This is a genomic window from Fenollaria timonensis, from assembly GCF_001457835.1.
GTDB lineage: Bacteria > Bacillota > Clostridia > Tissierellales > Peptoniphilaceae > Fenollaria > Fenollaria timonensis.
The window spans coordinates 431,799-453,824 of sequence record NZ_LN898229.1; the positions used below are offsets into that span (position 1 = coordinate 431,799).

At 37.9% G+C, this 22,026-nt stretch carries 20 protein-coding genes; 1 reads left to right on the forward strand and 19 read right to left on the reverse strand.

What is annotated here, in order from left to right; translation table 11 throughout:
- Positions 1-187: 187 nt before the first annotated feature.
- On the reverse strand, positions 188-847 hold the full coding sequence (locus BN3004_RS02075; RefSeq protein ID WP_058259615.1) for a hypothetical protein: 660 nt from the start codon (positions 845-847) through the stop codon (positions 188-190).
- A 251-nt stretch (positions 848-1,098) separates the two neighbouring features.
- Between BN3004_RS02075 and BN3004_RS02080 the strand changes: the two genes are divergently transcribed.
- Positions 1,099-2,178, forward strand: a complete 1,080-nt coding sequence (locus tag BN3004_RS02080) for an IS30 family transposase (RefSeq protein ID WP_058259272.1) — start codon at positions 1,099-1,101, stop codon at positions 2,176-2,178.
- A gap of 67 nt (positions 2,179-2,245) precedes the next feature.
- On the opposite strand, the gene BN3004_RS02085 is transcribed toward BN3004_RS02080, so the two are convergent.
- The 18 genes from BN3004_RS02085 to rpmH form a co-directional block, all read right to left on the reverse strand.
- Positions 2,246-2,713 carry a hypothetical protein gene (locus BN3004_RS02085; protein WP_058259616.1) on the reverse strand — a complete coding sequence of 156 codons (468 nt, stop codon included), beginning with the start codon at positions 2,711-2,713 and terminating at the stop codon, positions 2,246-2,248.
- 82 nt (positions 2,714-2,795) lie between these two features.
- Positions 2,796-6,239, reverse strand: coding sequence for an S-layer homology domain-containing protein (locus tag BN3004_RS02090; protein ID WP_058259617.1), 3,444 nt, complete (start codon positions 6,237-6,239; stop codon positions 2,796-2,798).
- Positions 6,240-7,535: 1,296 nt separating this feature from the next.
- Positions 7,536-9,173: an AlbA family DNA-binding domain-containing protein gene (locus tag BN3004_RS02095; protein WP_058259618.1), complete on the reverse strand. Its 1,638-nt coding sequence runs from the start codon at positions 9,171-9,173 to the stop codon at positions 7,536-7,538.
- 138 nt (positions 9,174-9,311) lie between these two features.
- Entirely contained in the window at positions 9,312-9,953 is a 642-nt protein-coding gene (locus tag BN3004_RS02100) for a cyclodeaminase/cyclohydrolase family protein (RefSeq protein ID WP_058259619.1), read from the reverse strand.
- A 111-nt stretch (positions 9,954-10,064) separates the two neighbouring features.
- The gene (locus BN3004_RS02105; protein WP_058259620.1) at positions 10,065-10,958 is read right to left on the reverse strand and encodes a PhzF family phenazine biosynthesis protein; all 894 of its coding nucleotides are present in this window, start codon (positions 10,956-10,958) and stop codon (positions 10,065-10,067) included.
- Between the two features lies 1 nt (position 10,959).
- Positions 10,960-11,796, reverse strand: a complete 837-nt coding sequence (locus BN3004_RS02110) for a ParB/RepB/Spo0J family partition protein (RefSeq protein WP_058259621.1) — start codon at positions 11,794-11,796, stop codon at positions 10,960-10,962.
- Between the two features lie 4 nt (positions 11,797-11,800).
- Positions 11,801-12,571, reverse strand: coding sequence for a ParA family protein (locus BN3004_RS02115; RefSeq protein ID WP_058259622.1), 771 nt, complete (start codon positions 12,569-12,571; stop codon positions 11,801-11,803).
- A 348-nt stretch (positions 12,572-12,919) separates the two neighbouring features.
- Positions 12,920-13,870, reverse strand: a complete 951-nt coding sequence (locus BN3004_RS02120; RefSeq protein ID WP_058259623.1) for a DUF4097 family beta strand repeat-containing protein — start codon at positions 13,868-13,870, stop codon at positions 12,920-12,922.
- A gap of 233 nt (positions 13,871-14,103) precedes the next feature.
- On the reverse strand, positions 14,104-14,472 hold the full coding sequence (locus BN3004_RS02125; RefSeq protein ID WP_058259624.1) for a hypothetical protein: 369 nt from the start codon (positions 14,470-14,472) through the stop codon (positions 14,104-14,106).
- Positions 14,473-14,612: 140 nt separating this feature from the next.
- Positions 14,613-15,299, reverse strand: coding sequence for a 16S rRNA (guanine(527)-N(7))-methyltransferase RsmG (gene rsmG, locus BN3004_RS02130; protein ID WP_242854180.1), 687 nt, complete (start codon positions 15,297-15,299; stop codon positions 14,613-14,615).
- Between the two features lie 46 nt (positions 15,300-15,345).
- A complete protein-coding gene (locus BN3004_RS02135) occupies positions 15,346-16,143 on the reverse strand; it encodes a metallophosphoesterase (RefSeq protein WP_058259626.1) in 798 nt (265 codons plus the stop codon).
- Positions 16,140-18,032, reverse strand: coding sequence for a tRNA uridine-5-carboxymethylaminomethyl(34) synthesis enzyme MnmG (gene mnmG / locus BN3004_RS02140; protein ID WP_058259627.1), 1,893 nt, complete (start codon positions 18,030-18,032; stop codon positions 16,140-16,142). Before mnmG ends, BN3004_RS02135 begins: the two co-directional genes overlap by 4 nt.
- 18 nt (positions 18,033-18,050) lie before the next feature.
- A complete protein-coding gene (gene mnmE / locus BN3004_RS02145; protein WP_058259628.1) occupies positions 18,051-19,406 on the reverse strand; it encodes a tRNA uridine-5-carboxymethylaminomethyl(34) synthesis GTPase MnmE in 1,356 nt (451 codons plus the stop codon).
- Between the two features lie 237 nt (positions 19,407-19,643).
- Entirely contained in the window at positions 19,644-20,351 is a 708-nt protein-coding gene (gene jag / locus BN3004_RS02150; protein ID WP_058259629.1) for an RNA-binding cell elongation regulator Jag/EloR, read from the reverse strand.
- Complete coding sequence (locus BN3004_RS02155) at positions 20,341-21,048, reverse strand: YidC/Oxa1 family membrane protein insertase (protein ID WP_058259630.1); 708 nt, start codon at positions 21,046-21,048, stop codon at positions 20,341-20,343. Before BN3004_RS02155 ends, jag begins: the two co-directional genes overlap by 11 nt.
- A 38-nt stretch (positions 21,049-21,086) precedes the next feature.
- Complete coding sequence (gene yidD / locus BN3004_RS08195) at positions 21,087-21,290, reverse strand: membrane protein insertion efficiency factor YidD (protein WP_082244062.1); 204 nt, start codon at positions 21,288-21,290, stop codon at positions 21,087-21,089.
- 4 nt (positions 21,291-21,294) lie between these two features.
- Positions 21,295-21,645, reverse strand: coding sequence for a ribonuclease P protein component (gene rnpA, locus BN3004_RS02160; protein ID WP_058259631.1), 351 nt, complete (start codon positions 21,643-21,645; stop codon positions 21,295-21,297).
- 3 nt (positions 21,646-21,648) lie between these two features.
- Complete coding sequence (gene rpmH, locus BN3004_RS02165; protein ID WP_058259632.1) at positions 21,649-21,783, reverse strand: 50S ribosomal protein L34; 135 nt, start codon at positions 21,781-21,783, stop codon at positions 21,649-21,651.
- Between the last annotated feature and the right edge of the window lie 243 nt (positions 21,784-22,026).

The following is a 22,026-nucleotide window of genomic DNA, read 5'->3' on the forward strand; positions in this document are numbered from 1 at the left end:
TGCAGCCTAGTACGTAAGATCAAAGATTTAGTCAAAGCATTGCGTAAGCAATATTAGATTAAAACCTAAGACTAAATGAAAGAAGACCCATAGCGCTCTCTTCTATGGAAAGAGGTACTATGGGTCTTCTTTTATAAATAAATTGCGTATGAGGGATTTTGAAGCGTGGGTTTTGGGTAATGATAATCTACTTTTGTAATCTTAAAAATTTTTTTATATTTTTCTCTATATAACCAATCTTAATATATTTCTTAAATTCTTTATTAAACAAAAACATACTATACAATAATAAAAATGCAGTAAAAATAATCACTTCAAATTGCCTTTTTGAAACCTTTACTACCTCTTTCTTATTATAGTCATTAACTATCAATTTAATCTCAGCTTGAAGCGAGTTAAAATAATCAACAATAAAATCTTTAGTATTAAACAGCATATTATATATTGTATCAAAGTCATTCTCTATAAAGTTATAAGATAATTGACCATAAAAGTATATAAAATTCATATGTTGTAAACAAAAGTTTGAAAAATAATCAAAATTGACATCAATTAGTAAATCATATATTATCTTAACAATAGTTTTTGATTCTTGTATTTCATAAAATTCTAAATTATATAGATTATTTATTTTTACGTCATTTTGTACTCCGTCAAAAGTCTCATCAATAACAGCGTATTTATTAATAAAATTACTAATATTATAAGATAAATTGTTGTATGAGGTATCCAAATTTCTGCAGAATTTATTAAGTTTCAATAATAGTTTTTCTTCATTTTTATAGTTATATTTGTTTATAATATCCTTAGAGTTATTTCTTTCTCCTAAAAAAAGTGTAATAATCAATAAATTAGTTATTAGCGATAAAAATACAGTTGTAAGATTATTTGGTATTGTTATTAATGTATCGTTTATAAAATTTTTAATTAAAATTAGTAAATTAGTAAAAAAATCAGTCTTTTTATAAATAATGTAAATCAGACATACAATAAAATTTGGAAGATTGTATAATTAACTTAGCCACCAAATAAAAAAATCATGTGTACATATGGTATAGTATTAGTAACAAACAAAAAAACAACTATACGGAGGTACACATGACTCATATAAATTATACCATAGAATTTACAGAACGCAAGAAAAATTCACATCTATCACTACATGAAATGTCATTAATACAGGCATGGAAAATAGATGGACATAGCAACAGAGAGATAGCAAGAAGGCTAAATAGAGCCCCGCAGACAATAAACAACGCAATAAAGAAAGGCACAGTAAAGCAAAAGAGAATAATAAAAAGTAATAACAAAACATATACTTACTACGATGAAAAATACTTTGCCTTAACTAATTATGAGGTATATATAAACAATAGATCTTCTTGCGGAAGAAGACCAAAATATATAGATATAGTCGAATTTCTTAAATGGGCAGACAATAAAATGTTAAAAGATAAATGGTCTCCAGATGTATGTGTTGGATACGCAAAAGCAAATAGACTCTTTCCATCATCAGAAATACCATCAACAAAAAGCCTCTACAACTGGATAAATAAGTCACTAATGAAAACAAAAAATATAGATCTACTAGAAAAAGTAAAGAGAAAAAACAAAAATAGCACAAGAAGAACAAGACAAAACAAGAAAAAGCTTGGCATATCCATAGAAGAAAGACCAGATAAAATACAAACAAGAGAAGAATTCGGCCACTGGGAAATAGATACAGTTATAGGTAAAAAGAAAAAGACAGATCCAGTACTACTTACATTAGTAGAAAGAAAAACAAGATATGAAAAGCTGATAAAAATACATGGAAAAACACCCGATGCAGTAGACATTGGACTTAAATTCTTAAAAGATAATGCGCAGTTAAACAAAGAAATATTTAAAAGTATAACATCAGATAATGGTTCAGAATTTTCAAGCTTATCAGAATTAGCAGAATATGTAGATATATATTTTTGTCATCCATATACATCATGGGAAAGAGGAACTAGTGAATGTCAACATAAATTAATACGAAGATTTATACAAAAAGGCACATCAATAGAAGAAGTATCAAAAGAAAAAATATACAGAATAAACGAGTGGATGAATAATTTGCCAAGAAAAATCTTTAATTACAAAACTGCAAAAGAAGAGTTCATAAAGGAAATAAAACAGCTTAAAAGTATCTAGTTTAATAAAAATAAATACTTTTAAGCTATACTATACATTTAGTCTATATGATGTCTGGGTGGCTAACTTATTGTTGCAATTTATATACAATAAAATTTTGATCTAAAGAAAAAATAAAAAAATCTCTAATTTTGTTTAATTTTGTATTCTCAAATAAATTCTTAGTTTTAATTCTAAAAACTTCATCTTCTTCATATAACTCTTTATTCGTAATAAAAATATTGGGCGATAAATAAACATTTAGCTTGCACATCTGGAAATTGAATTTTAACCAATTTTCAGCACATGTTTGATTGCCTTTTTTTATATTTTTAAGAAACTTTTTTTTAGTGACAATAAGTATTATCTTATATAGAAAAGTTAAAAACACTTTTATAACTAATAGACAAGCCAGTGAAAATATATATAAAATTAATATACTATATATTACTCCTAAGTTACTAAAGATTTTTAATGTATTATTTAGGTAAATCAATAAATATATTATAATACAACTTTCTACTAAATTGAAAACTTTCATTAGATTTTTTAACATAAATAACACCCTCATTTATAAATTCTATGTACAAAAAAGGAAGGTCATACGACCCTCCTCTTTTATTTTAGTTAATTGTTAACTATTTAATAACTACTACAAATTTTTCTGTTTCATTTGTATCTTCATGAGATATAACTACTTCGTATTCATCCATAGTTGATCCTGCTTTTGGAGTTACTGAATTAACTTTAACACCTTTATCTTTAGCGTAAGCTAATTTATCGATGTTTGCTGTGATAACTGCTTTAGCTACTGCTTCATCATAAGCTTGACCTAATTTAACAGTCTTACCTTCTAATTCTCTTGCTAATCTCTTTAGTAGGTTTTCAGCTGCCGCTGCTTTTTTAGCTTTTTCTTCTTTTTCTTCATCTGCTGTTAATTTTTTGAATTCATTTCTAGCATATTCAACTTTAGTTGTTGCAGGATTTGTAAGTTCAACTACTAATTTATTATCTTCTATTCTAATTCTGCTAATAACATCATCATATTTTAATAATATAGATGCTATTCTAGTTCTATATTCTGAAGTAATATCAGTTACAGTTGAAGCAAATTCTTGTTTTCCTAAAGCTTCGATTTCTTCTTTGGCTTTTGCTAAATCTGCTTCTGCTTTTGCTGCTGCAACTTGTGCAGGAGTCTTTAATCCTGTAACCTTAAGAGCTGTCTTACCGTTGTAGTTAGTTCTTTCATCATATTCAACTTTAACTTCACCATTAGTATATGCAGCTGCAAAGTTTCTTAAACCAGTTTCACCATAACCGTAGTCAACACCATTATTACCTACGAACCAAGTTCTAGCATTAACTGTATAAACAACGTTGTTTTTACCGTCTGCATCAAATAATTCGAATTGTAGTGGGTTAGTATCAAAGTTCTTAAAGATGTTAACTGCTTTTCTAGTTGGAGCAACGTTTCTTTCAAAGTATCTGATAACTCTTACGAAGTTTCCGTCATCTTCATCGTAGTATACTTGTACCCAGTCACCTAATTGTCTGTTAAAGATTTGAGTGTCTCTGTCAAAGTATTTTTCAACTCCGTTGATGTCATAAGCATCTCTGTATTTAAGATCTTTAATGCTTACTAATTCTTGGTCATGTTTAATAACAACTTGTTTTACATAACCTTTCTTAACATCTGCGTCTTTAGTTTCGTCAGTGATGTGTAGTTCAACGATGTCGCCTGCTGTGTACATAGTGTCTTTGATTCCACCAGGGATTAGGTCTACATCGTAGTAAACGCCTTGAGCATCTCTAAATCTAGCTGATGTAGTTGTATTGTATTTATCTAAAACTTCAGCGTATACAGTATTTGTCTTTGTAACTGATTTAGCGTTAGCGAATACAACTATGTTAGCAATACCTTCTGCATTTGTTAAGAAGTTGTAGTAAGGTATTTCTAGATGTTCAAATCTTTCTCTTAATGCATTTTCAGAAACTACATAAGCCTTAAGGTCTATGTTGTTCTTGTTGTCTGCAATGAATTTATCCATGTCAGCGATTTGAGTTAAACCACTCTTTGTTATAGCGTAAGCGTGTAGATTGTCAAAGTATCTGTAGTTTTTGTTACCTACTGTGATGTATCTGTAGTTCATTGATGCCCAATCTAAACCTGCATTGTAAGTTTTTGCTGAAACAATACGAGCCATTAAGCCGATTTCTTCTTTTTCAGCAGCGCTTAAATAAACGATGTCTTCTTCTGCGAATCCGTTGTGTAGTCTTAGGTTGTTAGAATCTCCAAATACATCTAGATATTCAGTTCCTCTTCCTTCTTTAGCCCAGAAAGCTTCTCCCTTTGAAGGTAAGAATCTTACATCACCGTAAGTAGTGATTTGCTTAATAGCTTGGATTCCGTCGCTCCATGCTAGGTCAGAGTCAATGTATTGAACTGATCCGTCTAAAGCGATTAATAATTTAACGTTTCTACCAAGAATTGGTTTTAATTGTTCTCTTGCTGTGATAACGTTGAATTGTTTTCCTTCATAGCTGTAAACAGCTCTGAATGGTCTTGTGTAATTTAACCAATATTCGTCGTTGTTTTCTTTTCCTTCGATAACTACATATTCGTCACCGAATCTGTCTAAGTGTGTCTTTACTAACTTAGCTTCAAGCTTAGCGTCTTTTCTAACGATAGCGTTCTTGTAGTCGTTGTAGAAGTGGATAACGTCATCTTTAACGATTGCTTTTCTTTCAGCTACTTCGTAACCTTTAGAAGTCTTAGTGATGATTCTGTTTGATAGCTTACCAGCTTTAACAACTCTACCATCTCTTAAGTCGTCATAGTACCAAACGTCTCCGTCTTTAACTTCTGCAACTGGAGCGATGTCGTCAAATTTGTAAGCATCGATAAATACAACTTTACCGTTCTTAACTGTTACTCTTGCAAAATCATATTTGCCTTCTTTGTAGTCTTTAGCAAAGTCTTCATATTTGTAGTCTTTGCTGTTTAGATATGTTCTGTAGATTCTTTCATCTTCTCTGTCATATCTTTCATCAAATAATGCAGTGTATTTAGTGTTGTCTAGACCAAATTTCTTGTAGTCAACGCTAGTGATTTGACCTTCTTTGTAATCATATGTTTTATCAACTGTAACGTCAACAATCTTGTCGTCTTTGTTAACTGTGATATCAACAACTTTACCAATTAATTCTTCAGCGTCTAACTTAAGGTCTTTGTCAAGTACGTATTTGTGTTGGTCGCCTCTCTTATCTCTGTTAGCTCCAACCCAGTTAGCTTCTTGAACAACTTTGATAACTTCAACAACGATTTCGTCGTCGTTCATCTTTTCAACTCTAGAGTTTTCTAGAACGATAGCTTTAACAATCTTTCTTTGACCAAATTCTTTGCTTGTAATCATGTTGTAAAGCATCTTGAAAACGTTTCCTCTAGTAGCCATGTCAGTGTAAGCTGGAACGTTTACGTTGTTAAATAAACCTAGTTGTTGAGCTTTTACAATGTATCCTGCTGGATATACTGTACCAACTTCTGCTTGACCAAGAGCGATTGTAAGCATTGTAGCCATGTCTTGGTAAGAGATTTGTCTGTCTGGTCTGAATGTTCCGTCTGTGTAACCGTTTACAAAGCCTTGTTGTTTAGCAACTGCGATGTAACCGTTTGCCCAGTGGTTTGTAGGAACGTCTTTGAATCCTGTAGGGATTGTAGCTAAAGCTTTAGCTGAAGCTTCAAGACCCATAGCTCTAACGATCATAGAAGCAAATTCTGATCTCTTAACGTTCTTTTCTACTTTGAAGTCGTCTGAATCTGCTGAATAACCAGTGATGAAACCAGCCTTCTTAAGAACTTCGATAGCTTTGTCTAAAGCTTCGTCCTTAACAGGTTCTTCTTCCTTCTTTTCTTCTGTCTTTTCTTCAGTTTTTTCTTCGGATTTTTCTTCCTTCTTTTCTTCTGTCTTTACTTCTTCTGCTTTTTTATCGTCAGCAGGAGTAGTAGTTTCAGCTAGAACTGAAGTAAATGAGCCTACTATCATGACTAATGCAAGTAGTAGTGCAAGTAATTTTTTACTCATGTCTAATGACCTCCTTTTGTATTTGTGTAGGATAAGCCTACACTCTTAATGTATTATACCACCTAAATATGAATATTGCAAGAACAAATCAACTTCTGTAATATAACTGTAACAAATGGTTAAATTATCTAATGAAGAAATAATAGCTTATGTGTTCTTTCTTTAGAAATATTCATAAGATACTAATCCATTTGTTGCGAGCTTGTAAGCGAGTGCCTTGGGTAAGGCCGCTCTAAATATAATTTGCAATAATTATTTCAGTTGATTGCGAGCTTGTTAGCCAGTTTCTTTGGCGAATCTGCTCTAAATACAGTTATTACAAATGTTATAAAGTTTGTTCTTGATCAAATACAAATCTAGTGGTACTTTATTTACAATTACATTATAACACAGAAAAAGCGTTTTGTTTGTTAAGAGTGTGTTACAAAAGTCGATTCGCGTGTAAAACGACTTTTGCGTTTTGCCTTTTACGCGCGCTATATATAGTTCGGGCGTATGACATATGCCGCGCGTAATACAAGTGCCGCGCTATAGGTATAAGCCCAGCTATTGATATATGCCGGGCGATTGATATATGCGCTTAGGCGACCATTATCAGGGAGGGTCTATATAAAAGAAGACTTTTGAAAAAAAGTCTTCTTGCGATTCAAAATACTTATGTATTTTAAATCTAAAAATAGAAGATATATATTTGAATGTTTGGTATTAATAATTCAAATATTAGCCAAGTATGTGTATATTGCTTATGTCTACGTAGTGGCAAAACTATTCTCAAAGACAATTTACTTTATGGGGCTTGACAATGTCTTCCTTATATTGTATAATACGCTCCGTAGTTCGAAGTAGTTGCTAGTACACTGAACTACACGGAAAGTAATCTAGGGGGTTCTCCTTCGTAGGCTGCATTGAGGTCTTGATCGGTTTATGACTCTCATGTGGCTACCCAAGTCTCGCATCACGAACTTTTTACTTAAATCGAGGCTCTCGGGCATGGGCTAGGCTCGAGTTTGGGTTTTTAAAGAAATCCTCCTTCATTAATAGATTTCTTTGCCCCTGAAATGGACTTTGGGGTCCTTGATTGCTTTCTTGTTTACTATTACCATCCCCAAAAGCAGTACGCCGTGTGTGTGCTGCTTTTTTTATGTGTATGGGTGGGGTGTGTTTGAGAGAATGGTCTACGAAGTGGCAAGGACCATTCTCAAAGAAAAAAACGCCTCGTGTGAAGCGTCTTGTTTATGGTTTTGATTGTATTATATATATATATATATATATATATGGAAGATAGTTTTAGATAATTTACTCGTTTAGTTCCCAGTGGCCATGTCTTCCTACTCCTACGTATTTAATTTCTGGAATGTCTTTTATTAGTCTTTCAATAGTTTTCTTGCTAACTTTTGCTCTGTCTGCTATTTCTTGTCTTGATATTGTATTATCTTTTTTTATCTCGAGTTTTATTAAATCAATTAAATCTTTACTTGTTTTTGTGTCATTTTGTAGAGCGACATTTGATTTTCCTAGAGCGACATTTTTATCATCTTTTTCTTCTGATTCAGTCATATGCTCATTTCGTAGAGCGACATCGTTTTTCTGTAGAGCGACATTTTCTTTATCACTTTTCTCGGATTCAGTGATAGTCTCATTTCGTAGAGCGACATTTTCTTTATCATTTTCCTTAGATTCAGTGATAGTCTCATTTCGTAGAGCGACATTTACATTTCCATCACCATTATCCTCTTCTTCTGAACCAACTTTTTCTGTAGCTATCCTTTTAAGCGGAACTATGGTTCTAAAGACATCGCCTTCCTCGAATATCGGGTCTGTGGCGGAATATAGTCTTGTGTACTTATATGTGTTACGCATGCCTGAACCAAGCTCGTCTGCTAGGCCTATCTCTCTAAAGACTTTTGATATTGGCGGATTTTTGGGGAATGGCTCGAACTTTTTAATATCTAAAGCGCCGATGCCATGTGCAAGGTTACTGTTCTCAACAACTATTTTCTCGTCATCTATAATCATTTTAGCTGGAAAACCGCTTGAGTAATCTCTGTGAGCGAGTGTATTTGAGACTATCTCTCTAAGTATTCTGTCTCTGGCACTAACATTGACGATGCCATCTAGCACAAAGAGGTCATTTAGGTGTTTTTGTCCGAAGGCTATGAGTCTATCGTATGAATCGATAAGGTTTGTGGTGATGACGTCTCTGTCGTCGTAGCGGTCTTTATTAACTACTCTGAAGATTGCGTCTGTCTTGTGCTGTGGGAGTACTGACATGATGGCGTTGTCTTTGCCAAAAAGCAGTATGGCTGCTAGTGTAAGGCCGTCTCTGCCTGTTTGTGGGTCGATGAGTATCAGATTGGCACTTCTAAGTAGTTCCTCGTCTGTCATGTCTTTCCACGAGTGATTTTGATTTCTAATTGACGCTCTCTTTCTGACTCTGGCAATGATTGAGCTGTCTAGACAATCAAGTGTCAGATTGGGGAAGACTTTATTAACGAAGTAGCTGCCTTGTTTACGAGCGTACATCTTATAAACTAGCTCGGAGCTGTCTGTGATGTTAACGTCGCCCTCGTATGACCTATCGAATATCTTCGAGCCGTGTCTACAAACTTGGTAGCCTTCGGGCACTTGTATGTGGATTATGTCTTTGCCATCGATTACCATGTGTTCTGGTGTTAGGTATAGCGGCGGATAAATCTTTTTAGGATTATTTATGGCTGTCGTGAAGTCTTTGATCATCTTATCTACTTTTGCTGGATTAACGCCGACTATCTCTCTTTTGTCATTAACGCCTAAGATTATATGGCCACCTGTCCTATTATTAAATGAAGCAACTGTATCGTAGATGTCTTTATTGAGTGCATTTCTCGACTCTTTTAGCTCGACGTCTATCTTCTCTCCTGTTGCAATAAGCTTTTTTATCTCTTCTATTGTCATTTTGACCTCCTTTCTTTAATATTGTCTTAATGTTTTGAAAATTGACGCTCCACAAGTGAAGCGCCATAAAATTTTAGTTTTAGATTAAAAATGCGTGAGCATTTGTAATCGCAAGAAAATTTACACTAGTAAATTTTCTTACTTAGTCAATCTATCATATACTATGCCAAGTGTTTCTTCCTTATATTTTTTGGAAGCGGCAAGCATGTCGTCGACTTTTTTCTTTGTTTCTGCTCTGAAGGCTTCGTCTTTAAGTGATTTTAGGTTGATTGTAACGTTTAGTAGTGCGCCTTCAACGCCTGTTTGTAATAGTAGGCAGCCTACGCCAACGTCTGTGATAGCGTTGATGTTGCCGTTTTGTGCGAAGATCTTTTGCATCTTCATGGCTTCTAGGCCTAGTTCTGCGCATCTGAATGGTATTTCAAGTGCTACTTTATATCCTTCTTGGATCTTTTCTGATCTGATTTTCTTTTCTTCGTCTGTTTCTTTTGGCATCTTAAGCGCTTTGATTACGTCGTTGAACGCTGTTGAGTCTGTGTCAACGATTTCTTCTAGTTCGGCTGAGATTTCTACTAGCTTTGCTGAGTAGTCTTTCATTGTGTTTTGGTCTGCTTCGGATAGTTCTGCGAAGGCTTTTTTGCCTTCTGTAAGCGCCATGACCATGTTTGTTAGGGATGCGCCTAGTGCTGATGAATAGGCTGCAACTGATCCACCGCCTGGTGCTGGTGAGTCTGATTTAACTTCTTTTAAATAATCTCTTAGTGATTTTTCGATTAACATAATTTTCCTCCTTGATATTGTTTTGTTTGTGGAATGGCTGGGCCACGATTATGGCTGAGCCACTGTGTATATAATTTTGTTTTATAAAAAGTTATCTTCCTTTAATATATATTAGATATTCAAGATACCATCCAAAGAAATACGTGCTGTCCCCATAACCGTAATAAACGCCGAATCCTTATCCTCTAAGTAGCGCGTTTGCACTCTTGACGGCCTATTCATGGTCTCGCCTTGATGCATCCTAGCTTTGAGCTTTGTCGTTAGCTTGTTCTTTATCAAATAGTATTGCAGCGCCGCATTAGCGTATGCGGAGGAGCTGTCCTCTTCAAAAGCGAGGTCTTTTGTGTAATTCCTTACGTAGTAAAATCCATCTTCGGCTTCATTAAACAGGTGAACGTTGTCCACGCCTATGGTCTTGGCTGCATCTTTGAACTTAAATTCATCTATACTGTAGCCATAAAGTGCCTGTCTTGTCTTTATTGGTATGATGAGTGTCTTTTCTTCTGCTTCGACAACCATGGCCCTCGCGTCAAGACCATTCTCAATGCCGATATCGGCTGTTGAAAGGCTCATGGCGCTGAGCATATTTGTTATGTCGGGTGAGCTATTGACAATTTCTGGACGGCTGACCTCTATCTCCAAATTCTCTATCTTGTAGTCTTTATAATAGATGTATACTTTTTTCTTTGAATTTTTGTTCACTTCGTAGACGAGCTTGACACCATTCTCAATGGCTTTGATATAACCAAGGTTTGTAAGCACGTAGAATAGCGCAAGTGAGCCTTGTCCGGAGCCCGCTAGCTCGTTTTTGCTCGTGAAGTATCTGGTTCTGAAGACGTCTTGACTGGCTGGCTCTGCAAAGGCTGTAAGTCCGGCTCTGAGCTCGTTTGCGATGATTTGGTAGTCTTCTTCTTTGAGGCCTTCTGCGTCGGCAACTACGCCGATGGGTGTTCCGCCGAAGCGGCATGTTGCGAAGGCGTCGACGATGTATACGTGTAGATCCATACTAATCCTCCGTGATTAAGTCTGTAAGCCTTGTTAGGTCGTCGTCTGTGTAATAATCGATGGTAATGGAGCCGCCGCGCTTTGTGTGCTTGATGGAAACTTTTGTTGATAAAAATTCCTCAAGTCTCTCGCGAATGTCTTTAATGTAGATGTCTTCTGGCTTTGCCTTCTTTGGCTTACGTGTTCTTTCCTCTGTGTGCCTAACTGTTAGGCCTGCGTCTTTTATTTTATGAGCAAGTTTTAAGCGCTCTTCTTTTGTATCAACTGATAGTATAAGTTTCGCGTGTGATACGGTGATCTCGCCATTCTTAAGCATTTCAAGTATCTCGTCTTCTAGGGATAATAGTCTTGTCATGTTCGAGATATATGGGCGTGATTTGCCAACTGCTTTGGCGATGTCTTCTTGCCTTAGTCCGTACTTTTCCTTTAATTTTAAATAAGCAATGGCCTCGTCGTATGGGTTTAGGTCCTCTCTTTGAACGTTTTCAACGAGTTGAAGCTTATCGACTTCTTCGTCTTCATAGTCTCTGACGATGGCTGGGATCATGGTCCTGCCAAGCTTTTTAAAGGCTCTGTAACGTCTTTCACCGGCTATGATCTGATATTTGCCTTTCTCCATTGGCCTGACTACTATTGGCTGAAGTAGGCCATTCTTCTCTATGGACTCTGCCAGCTCTTTGATGGTATCTTCCTTAAAGGACTGACGTGGCTGTGCTTCTGTTGGCACGACCATTGCCATTTCCAAATCCATAAGCTCGTTTTTGGACTTTTCCGTGATTTCTGTGATGCTTTCAACGCCTAGGAGGCTGCCTAGGCCCTTGCCAAGTTTCTTCGCCATATAATCACCTTCCTTGCTTTTGTAAAAATTCTTCGGCTAGATTCATGTAATTTTCGGCTCCTTTTGAGGCTTTGTCGTACTCGAATATGCTCATCGAGTAGCTAGGCGCCTCTGCAAGACGTATGTTGCGGTTAATGACCGCTGTGTAGAGCTTCGCGCCAAAGAAGTTTTGAACTTCGGAGAAGACTTCGGTGTGAAGATTATTTCTCGCGTCGAACATGGTGATCAGAACGCCTTCGATTGTAAGGGTCTGATTGTAATTTTCTTTGACTAGCTCTATGGTCCTAATGAGTTTCGAAACGCCTTCAAGTGCGTAGTACTCGGCCTGTATCGGGATGATGACTGAGTTTGCGGCTGCGAGGCTCATGATTGAAAGGATGCCAAGTGACGGCGGCGAGTCGATGAAGATGAAGTCATAATCACCTTTGATCTCGTCCAAACGGCGCTTTAAGATCTCTTTCCAATCGCCTTTTTGTGCAAGCTCTATCTCAAGGCCTGCGATGTCTGTCGATGAGTCGATGACGTGGAGCTTATCTAGCTTAGTCGGCTTTATTAGTGATCTGATGTCTTTTTTATCGTCTGTAAGAAGCGTGTATGTGGACGAAGCCGCCTCACTGTAGTCCTCAAGCAGACCACTCGATAGGTTTGACTGAGCATCCATATCGACGCACAAGACCCTCTGACCAAGCTTTGCAAGCGCATAGCTTAGGTTGATGGCTGTCGTTGTTTTGCCGACGCCGCCTTTTTGATTAAATATGACAATAGTTTTGGACATGAAATCACCTCTAAGTTAATAATAGCACATTTGTGAAGAAATATCAATAGTGGTTTTGGACAAGTCAATTCTGTGAAAATTTCGCCTAGAACTCGAACGCCCTCGTCACAGCTCCAATGTACTACTTGTACTATTTCGCTGTGAGCTCGTTCTTATCTTCGTCCTATGCATAAATTTTTCCGACGAATTGATCTTGTCTTATGGGGTGCGGTGAGTTTTTAAGAGAAATGTTCCACGTGAAACATTTTTGTGTAAATGGTTTTGTGACGATAGATGTTCCACGTGGAACATATTTAGAGTCGAAACAAAAAAAGAGACCCGCAGGTCTCAATTTGCACATGTAATTAACTACTTTATAGTAATATCTCCATTACTAGTCCCTATTTCACCAATTAGCGTGTGCTCAGAATCATTATTAGCTTCAATTTTACTTAATTCACCACTTGCTTCGTCAAGTTTATATTTGCCCTCATTAATATTAGCTTTGCAATTAATACTGTCAAGGCCTAATAAGTTCAGCTTTATATCATTTTCTACGTTTGATAAGTCAATATTTATTGGGCCATTACTATTGCCCAAAATCATTTTCTCAGCAAAGTTAGAAACATCATTTACTTCTATAGAACCATTGCTTGTATTGCCTTCTAAATTAACGAATTCTGTGTTATTCAAGGCAATCTCTGAGTTTGATGTATTTATAACTATGTCAGTAAAATTCGAATCTTTTAAATCAACCGAGCCATTACTTATATTAATATCAGAATTAGCAATCTTAGACTCTTTCATATTTAATGTGCCATTGCGTGTATCTAAGTAAAACTCATCGCAATTGAAAGAGTTAATAACAATCTCATCATTACTTGTGTCTATATTAACTTTTGCAAAATCTTGCTCAGGCACTAAAACTTTTAGATTGACAATAAAGTCGTTAGTTTTGTATTTTTCACGATTTGCTTTGATACTTGCAAGTTTATCATCCACATGGCATTTTATAAATTCATAGTTTTCTGATATATCTTTTTTGTCAGTATAATGTACTTCACCATAGACTTCAAGTTGATCTGAGTTTGATGGAAGCACCTCTACATTTCCACAATCATTGCTAATTTCTAAATCATACTTTGTATTCTTGTCTAAATCAAACTTAAACGTCACTGACTTTTTATTCTTAAACTTACTGTAATCACTTTTAGTAAAGCCTGTGTCTATGTCGCCTCTTTTAATAGTTATTTGAGCACATCCTACGCTAAAAGTCATCAATAAACAAAGTATAAGAACTATGTAAAATTTCTTTTTCATAACAAATCCTCCCATATATATATTTGCTATTTATTATTTTTAATATTGTACCCAATTAAAGTAGTTTTTAAACGTTTTTTGTATTCTTTTTATTTATACTAAAAGGGCTTAAGATAGTATAATATCTATATTAAAAGAAGGGAAGATAGATTTTGACGGCTGTGCTAGTAAATCAGGTTTCGTAAAAAAAGAGACCATATCAAATATGATCTCTTATATAATCATTCTCTTGACTACTTAGTAGGTCCGCTTCTAACAACACATATAGAACCATCTGGGTAGGTAGTCTTTTCATAATGTTCAGTCTTTATTTGTGGTTCTAGGTCTCTGTACTTAGGGTTAATTGAATCCCATAGCTCGCCATTTTGTAATTTTAGTATTAGTTTATCTGCTGTTTCTTCATCAACATCGTTCTTTAGTAGATTCTCTTTTACTTGGTCTAGTTCTTCTTGCGGTATATCTTGTGGGCCAGCACTAAAATTATCTAAGTCTGCTAAATCAAACTCACTTGCTTCTTCTGCTTCTTCAGTTGTCTTTGCGCATCCTACGCTAAACGGCATTACTAAACAAAGCGCAAGTACTAAAAATAATCTCTTTTTCATAATTACATCTCCTTCATATTGTTCATAAGTCTTCATTATTAATATACTCAAATAAAGCAGTTCTTATTCAGCTTTGGTATTTCAATTATTTATACTAAGGCACTACATTTATAAAATAATGAATACTATCTTTCTTCTTTTTATATGATCGGCTTTGTTTTAGGAAGATTTTTACCCCTTGGGTATTTCTTTGGAGTCGGTTTTATTTTTTTCACAATCACTATTGATCTATCAAACTCATCAAATAATCTATATTTGTGCACATCCACAATTTCTCCACCCATTGCTGCTATAGCCTTTTTCGCCTCGGCTGCTTCTTCATCTATATCGCCACTCTTCATTGAAAGCATATAGCCGCCGACCTTAACAAAACCGAGCATATACTCTGTAAGTGTAGCTAGGCGAGCGACTGCTCTTGATATGGCAACGTCATAGGTCTCTCTATGCGCTGCGACGTGAGCAAGGTCTTCGCTCCTTGCGTGAACTGTCTCTATGTCCTTTAAGCCCAAATCCATAATCACTTCGTCCAAAAATTTTAATCTCTTCAATAAACTGTCGTTGAGTAAAATTTCTTTCTCTGGAGCGAGTATCTTCAGAACTACGCCAGGGAAGCCGGCGCCAGTGCCGACGTCTATGATCTTCTTTGCATCTCTTAGCTCAGGCAGTGTAAGAGGGTAGGCGCTGTCGGTGAAATGGAGCCTGTCGACCTCGTCTGACTCGGTGATGCCGGTTAGGTTCATTACTTTATTTTTCTCCACGAGCAAGTCCTTGAAGCGTTCAAGCTCAGCAATTTGCTTCTCCGTAGCATTTATATTAATCTCGTTCAAATAATCTTTCAGCATATTTATCCTTTCAAATGTTCCACGTGGAACATTATTTTCTTAAGTGTAGTAAAACTATCTCGGGCGGGTTGTTTAGCCGCGGCACGAGCTTTAGTCCGCGCGCGAGGCCTCTCGAAACGACCTCGTATCTGCCGTTCACCTCATATACGCCGCCAGCGTACTTTGGAAATATTCCTTGGTTTGGCGCAAAAACTCCGTTATTTATAGGAGGTAGGCGCCACTGACCGCCATGTGCGTGGCCTGCGATAATCAAATCAGCATTTAAGCCCTTAAACTGATCCTTCGTAAGTGGCTTGTGCGAGAGAACGATGCGATAATCATTAAAATCCGTATCCGCATCGAGCCTCTTAGCCACGTGCGCCGCGTAATCCTTCATGCGCCAAGGGTGCCTGTCTCTGAAGCCCCAAATTTCTATTTGCTTATCGTCTGCTTTGTAAATGGCCTTGCCATCGTCCAAGACTGTGATTCCCATGGAAGTGAGCTTATTCATGTGCTGCTCAGCCTTGCCGGATATGATCTCGTTATTGCCTAGGATGTAGTAGCACTTATATTTCGTGATGCCATCCACAAACTCATAGCCTTTTTTGTCGTCGACCTTGTCATCAAATATATCGCCCGGCATTAGGATCTCGTCAAAGGGGAGTGCGTCCACTATATCAAGTAGCTCTCTTTGTCCTTCGCCGAAGTCCATCGAGTGCAAATCCGATAATATAAGGAGATCCATATCCATGGGCGCTTTTACTGTGTACTCGCTCACCACTAATTTTTTCTTCCACATGAGTAGGGCGAGTGCCATTAGCGCGGCGATGCCAATTATTACATAAATCATTTGCGTTTATTTACTTCCATATATATGATGATGTTGTTTATGTCAGCTGGGGTAACGCCGCTTATTCTCGAGGCTTGGCCAAGGTTTGACGGTCTAAACTTTTCGAGCTTTTCCTTGGCTTCGGTCTTTAGGCCCTTAACTAGGCTATAATCAAAGTCCTTAAGAGAGCGTTCCTCCATCTTTAAAAAGTTCTCTATCTCTTTATTTTGCTTCTTGATGTAGCCGTCGTACTTGACAATAGTCTCGAGCTCAAGTATTTCGTCCGGCTTATCCATTGATAAATCCATAAACTTAGCGAGATCGCTATAATGTATCTCTGGGCGGCGAAGGAGCTCCTCTAGTGTGACAGCTGTCTTTAGTCCAGTCGTTCCAAGGCCTTCAAGGTAAGCATTTGTCTCTTCCTTTGGGCCAATGGACTTCGATTTCAATTTTTCAAGCTCGCCCTCGATGCGATTCTTCTTCTCAAGCATGCGATTATAACGCTCTTCGCTCGCAAGACCTATCCTATAAGCATAGTCAGTGAGCCTCATATCAGCGTTGTCCTGACGTAGGCTTAGTCTATATTCACAGCGGCTCGTCATCATACGATACGGTTCGTTTGTGCCTTTCGTAACAAGGTCATCGATCAGAACGCCGATGTAGCCCTCGCTACGCTTGATAATGAAAGGCTCCTTGCCCTCAAGCTTTAAGTAGCAGTTGATGCCTGCCATAATGCCTTGCGCAGCGGCCTCTTCGTAGCCCGATGAACCATTGATTTGGCCTGCGAAAAATAAATTCTCATGCTTTTTGGACTCAAGGCTAAGCTTTAGGGAAGTGGGATCGATCGCGTCATACTCAATCGCGTAGGCGCTCCTCATAATCTCGGAGTGCTCCAAACCCTCTATCATCCTATACATCTCGACTTGCATCTCCTCAGGAAGCGCCGTCGAAACGCCTTGGATGTACATTTCATCAGTATCCGTGCCCTCTGGCTCGATGAAAACTTGGTGCTGATCCTTGTCCTTGAAACGCAAGACTTTATCCTCTATACTTGGGCAATAGCGCGGTCCTTCGCCAGTTATGTCGCCAAGCGTCCTCGCCGAACGATCTATGTGCGCCAAAATGTATTCGTGCATTGGCTTGGTAGTGTAAGTTAGGTAGCAAACAGCCTGATCTTTGCGAATGGCTTCCGCCTCATTCATAAATGAGAAGGGAACTATGCTTTTGTCACCCTCTTGTACATCCATCTTTGACGTGTCGATGCTGCGGCGATGGACTCTAGCTGGCGTTCCTGTCTTCATTCTTCTTAGCTCAATGCCATGCTCATTTAAGGAAGCCGATAGATAGCGAGCAGGGAAGCGGCCATCGGGGCCCGATTCGTAATTTAGCTCGCCCTCAAATATTCTTCCTTTAAGGTAGGTGCCTGTCGCCAAAATGACCGCCTTCGCCTCAAGTACAGCGCCTGTAGTCATGCGGACGCCAGTGGCTCTACCATTATCATCAAAAATGACTTCGTCTACTTCGCCCTGAATTATGGTAAGGTTCGGCTCGTTTTCAAGTGTCTTCTTCATCTCGCGGTGGTAGGCCTGCTTATCTGCCTGAACGCGCAAAGAGTGCACAGCTGGGCCTTTTGAGGTGTTCAGCATACGCGACTGAATGTAAGTTTTGTCGATGTTTTTCGCCATCTCGCCACCAAGCGCGTCGACCTCACGAACGAGATGACCCTTGCCAGTGCCGCCAATGTTAGGATTGCAGCTCATCGCAGCGATTGCGTCTAAGCTGATGGTGATGACAGCAGTTTTCTTGCCAAGGCGGGCAAGTGCTAGTGCCGCCTCGCAGCCAGCGTGTCCAGCGCCTACTACGACTGCATCAAACGTACCTCTAATATATGTTTTTTCTCTTCTTTGCATAAAATCACTTCCTTTAGTCTATTTGCCGATGCAAAAGTTTTGGAATATCTTATCAAGTATCTCACTGTCGAGCTTCTCGCCAAGTATTTCAAGAAGGCTATCGAGAGCGGCTCTGATGTTGACTATGAGTAGATCGTAGACTTGTTTGTGCTCTGCATCGTTTAGTGCCTCGCTTATGGCTGAGTGCGCCTTATTAAGTAGATCCATCTCTCTGATATTGGCGTAAACAAGATCATCTTGGCTAATATCGCCCGCTAAGAACATATCCTTAATCATGTCCTTCAGCGCTTCGAAGCCTTCGCCCGTCTTTAGGCTCGTTAAAATGTATTTTGCGCCTTGCTCGAAATGGTCTAGGTACTCGCCATTCTCGCCTTCGTCTACCTTATTTAATATATATATATGTTTTTTATCTTGAACCATGTTAATGATCTCTTTATCGCCGTCCGTCATTGGCTTTGAATAATCAAAAACCGCTAGAACGAGGTCTGCATCCTTGATTGCCTTCTTCGATATGGCGACGCCCATGCGCTCAATCTCGTCCGATGCCTCACGAATGCCAGCCGTATCCATAAGTTTAAGGCTGATGCCCTCAAGATCGATGTACTCGGTGATCATGTCACGAGTAGTACCCTCGATATTTGAGACGATGGCAGTTTCTTCGCGGGTAAATGTGTTTAGAAGCGAGGATTTACCTACGTTTGGTACGCCGACGATTGACGTTTTGATGCCGTCCTTAATAAGCGTCGATGTCGATGCGCGCCTAATGTGCTCAGCTAAGCTATTTTTCACATCTGTCAATGTATTCGTAATGCGTTCGTAGCTAATTTCTTCTATGTCTTCTTCTGGATAGTCGATAGAGACCTCGATATTTGCAATGAGCATCTTAAGGCTATCTGCAAGGCCATTAATAAAGTCACGAACTGATCCATCAAAGGCTTTTAGAGACAGATTGTAACTCATATCGGTCTTGGCGTTGATCATGTCAGCGACGGCCTCAGCCTGTGTGATGTCGATTCTGCCGCCAATAAAGGCCTTCTTCGTAAATTCGCCGCGCTCAGCAAGTTCCGCGCCATTTTTTAGTAAGAGGTTAAGTATCCTTCTTTGACTAATTACACTGCCGTGCGAATAAATCTCGACCATATCCTCTGTAGTGTAGGTATTTGGCGCCTTCATAAAGCATATTAGGACTTCGTCGACAAAGTCATCCCCGTCGTAGATCCTTCCGAAGTACATGTATTTATTTTTAAAATCATCTTTGCCGCTTGCCGAGCGAAAAATTTTCTTCGCAATAGCAAAACTATTTGCCCCGCTCATCCTGATGATGGCGATGGCACCCGGCTGCATAGCAGTTGATATTGCACAAATCGTTCTCATTTCTTCTCCTTTGTATACTATCTTTACTTTATTATGTATTTTCAATTAGGCTAGCATCTTTGCCATGTCTAGCAAAATCAATATCTGTAGTAATTTGCCTTCTCTAGTAAAATCACTTTCTTAAGCAATTTCACTTCCTCTAGCATTTTCAGTCATCGTGGCTAAGCCATTCACATGGCCATTGCCATTACCATAATCATAAAGATAAATAAAAAAGAGGCTATAAAAGCCTCCTAATTACTTCGCTATGATACAAACTCTTCTGTGAGGCTCGTTGCCCTCAGAAAATGTTTTTACGCCTTCAATACCTGCTAAGGTTTCGTGAACGATACGTCTGTCATAGCTAGTCATGTACTCTAATGAAACCTTAGTACCATACTTTCTAGCCCTTTCACAACCTTGTATAGCAAGCTCTCTAACTTTCTCTTGTCTTTTCTTTCTGTAGTCGCCAACGTCGATGTAAAGCCTCTTAAACTCAGCAAGCGACTTGTTTAGCTGAATTTGCGCTATCGTGTTCATAGAATCAAGCACAGCACCCTTCTTACCGATCAATTTCGACGTGTCATCAGATGAGTCCCCATCAATCAAAACCTTGATCATATCGTCAGACTCATCAATCTTGTACGAAGCCTTTACCTCAAATAGCCTAAAGAACTCGTCCAAGAAATTTTTAAGTATAATTATATGCTCAGCGTCACTGCCATTGCCATCGTTATGGTCTTCATGATTTTCACAGCCATGTTCATGGTCCTCATCGCTGCAATCACAGCTATTTACATCATCATAAGTAACCTCAATCACAGCGTCCTTTGCGCCGATACCTAAAAAACCTTTACTATCTTCATTTATTACATCAACAGTGAAGGCGTCTCTACTCATGCCAAGTTCAGTCTCAGCCTTGATTATAGCGTCTTCAATAGTCTTCGCTTCAAATCTACTTTTCACTTACAATTACCTCCTCTTTCTTAATGATCCTATTTTGTACAAATTGCTGAATAGCAGCAAATAGGCTTGATACAGCACAGTACAAAGCTAGGCCAGCTGGATATTTAACTGTAAAGAAAAATGTCATTAACGGCATAAAATACTGCATCATATTCATAGACTTGGCTTGCTGCTCGTCAGTCATACCGACCCTTGGCGTAGTAACACTCATTAGAAGCGTTACAAGCGTTGCAATCAGTGGAAGACCGTACCAATATGGGTCAGCAAGAGATAAATCCTTAATCCAGAAAAATGTTTTTGACATAGCAGCGTATTTTGCTTCACCGAATGCGTTGATAGCTGGATTTTGGCACACTTGCAAGAACGCAATCAAGATAGGGAACTGAATAAGCAGAGGCAAGCAGCCGCCAGTGATTGACGCGCCCTCTTGTCTGTAAAGCTCCATAACCTTTTGAGAGGCAATCTGTTGATCGTAGCCGTACTTCTCTTGAATTTCCTTAACCTTAGGCTGTAAGTCCGCAGTCTTCTTCATCTTCTTAGTAGAAGAAATTTGCAAGGGCAAAACCAGTAATTTCACGATAATAGTCGAGATAATGATAGTCATTGCCAAAAACGAGAAGTTTGCAGGCTCAGCGCCCATGCTAGCAAGCTGATCATATATGAAATTAAAAAGGTAACCTAAAATTTTACCTAACATATAAATCCTCCTTACGATAAATAAAGCCTAAAGGAAAACTATACAAGCGGGTCATAGCCGCCCTTTGACCATGGATTGCAGCGAAGCACACGCTTCACAGATAAATACAAGCCTTTGAAAAAACCATATTTCTCAAAAGCTTCAATCGCATACTCAGAGCAAGTTGGCGTGAAAATACAGCTGGGCCTCTTGTGAAAAATCTTATGTGCCACAAAGCGGTATATTTGCACAAACATTACCATAATCCTACTCATAAGCTTTATCCTTTAAAACATTTATTTTTCTTAACAAAGAAAGAAATCTTTTTCTAATCTTGTAGAAATCGTAGTCAATAACCGTAGGTTTAACCGAAATCACAATATCATAAGGCTTATCAAAATCCCCTGCGTGCGCCTCGATGATGGCCTTGAGCCTTCTCTTTAGTAAATTCCTCTTATTCGCCTTGCCGTACTTTTTACTAATAGCAAAACAAAACCTAGGGTGATCTAGGTTATTATAGCGGTAATATACCGTAAACGACTCGTTAAAGGCCTTCTTCTTCGACAAGAAAACCCTGTTAATATCTACTTTCTTTCTTAAACTCAAATACCTTTGCATAAATTATGCAGATAATCTCTTTCTTCCTTTTAATCTTCTTCTCTTTAAGACATTTCTACCAGACTTAGTTGACATTCTTTTTCTGAAACCATGTTCAACTTTTCTTTGTCTTTTCTTAGGTTGATAAGTTCTCTTCATTTATATACACCTCCTATAGTACATAAACTCCTATAGTAATTATAATTAATTAATAGGTCTTTGTCAAGAGAAAATTATGAAAATATTAATATAATAGATAAATTAGTACTTTTACTATGTTTATAGAGTAGTTTTGTGGATAAAAAAGAACCTCACACATAAATGGTAAGATTCTTTAAGCTACATATTATGTAGAATTTTTTAGAGTGGCCGCAAATTTAATAAAATCGACGTTCACTTCGT

Excerpts from the sequence above, each read along its gene's own strand:
- BN3004_RS02080 (WP_058259272.1), top strand. The coding sequence starts at position 1,099 with ATGACTCATATAAATTATACCATAGAATTTACAGAACGCAAGAAAAAT.
- BN3004_RS02085 (WP_058259616.1), bottom strand. The coding sequence starts at position 2,713 with ATGTTAAAAAATCTAATGAAAGTTTTCAATTTAGTAGAAAGTTGTATT.
- BN3004_RS02090 (WP_058259617.1), bottom strand. The coding sequence starts at position 6,239 with ATGAGTAAAAAATTACTTGCACTACTACTTGCATTAGTCATGATAGTA.
- BN3004_RS02095 (WP_058259618.1), bottom strand. The coding sequence starts at position 9,173 with ATGACAATAGAAGAGATAAAAAAGCTTATTGCAACAGGAGAGAAGATA.
- BN3004_RS02100 (WP_058259619.1), bottom strand. The coding sequence starts at position 9,953 with ATGTTAATCGAAAAATCACTAAGAGATTATTTAAAAGAAGTTAAATCA.
- BN3004_RS02105 (WP_058259620.1), bottom strand. The coding sequence starts at position 10,958 with ATGGATCTACACGTATACATCGTCGACGCCTTCGCAACATGCCGCTTC.
- BN3004_RS02110 (WP_058259621.1), bottom strand. The coding sequence starts at position 11,796 with ATGGCGAAGAAACTTGGCAAGGGCCTAGGCAGCCTCCTAGGCGTTGAA.
- BN3004_RS02115 (WP_058259622.1), bottom strand. The coding sequence starts at position 12,571 with ATGTCCAAAACTATTGTCATATTTAATCAAAAAGGCGGCGTCGGCAAA.
- BN3004_RS02120 (WP_058259623.1), bottom strand. The coding sequence starts at position 13,870 with ATGAAAAAGAAATTTTACATAGTTCTTATACTTTGTTTATTGATGACT.
- BN3004_RS02125 (WP_058259624.1), bottom strand. The coding sequence starts at position 14,472 with ATGAAAAAGAGATTATTTTTAGTACTTGCGCTTTGTTTAGTAATGCCG.
- BN3004_RS02135 (WP_058259626.1), bottom strand. The coding sequence starts at position 16,143 with ATGATTTATGTAATAATTGGCATCGCCGCGCTAATGGCACTCGCCCTA.
- mnmG (WP_058259627.1), bottom strand. The coding sequence starts at position 18,032 with ATGCAAAGAAGAGAAAAAACATATATTAGAGGTACGTTTGATGCAGTC.
- mnmE (WP_058259628.1), bottom strand. The coding sequence starts at position 19,406 with ATGAGAACGATTTGTGCAATATCAACTGCTATGCAGCCGGGTGCCATC.
- BN3004_RS02155 (WP_058259630.1), bottom strand. The coding sequence starts at position 21,048 with ATGTTAGGTAAAATTTTAGGTTACCTTTTTAATTTCATATATGATCAG.
- yidD (WP_082244062.1), bottom strand. The coding sequence starts at position 21,290 with ATGGTAATGTTTGTGCAAATATACCGCTTTGTGGCACATAAGATTTTT.
- rnpA (WP_058259631.1), bottom strand. The coding sequence starts at position 21,645 with ATGCAAAGGTATTTGAGTTTAAGAAAGAAAGTAGATATTAACAGGGTT.
- rpmH (WP_058259632.1), bottom strand. The coding sequence starts at position 21,783 with ATGAAGAGAACTTATCAACCTAAGAAAAGACAAAGAAAAGTTGAACAT.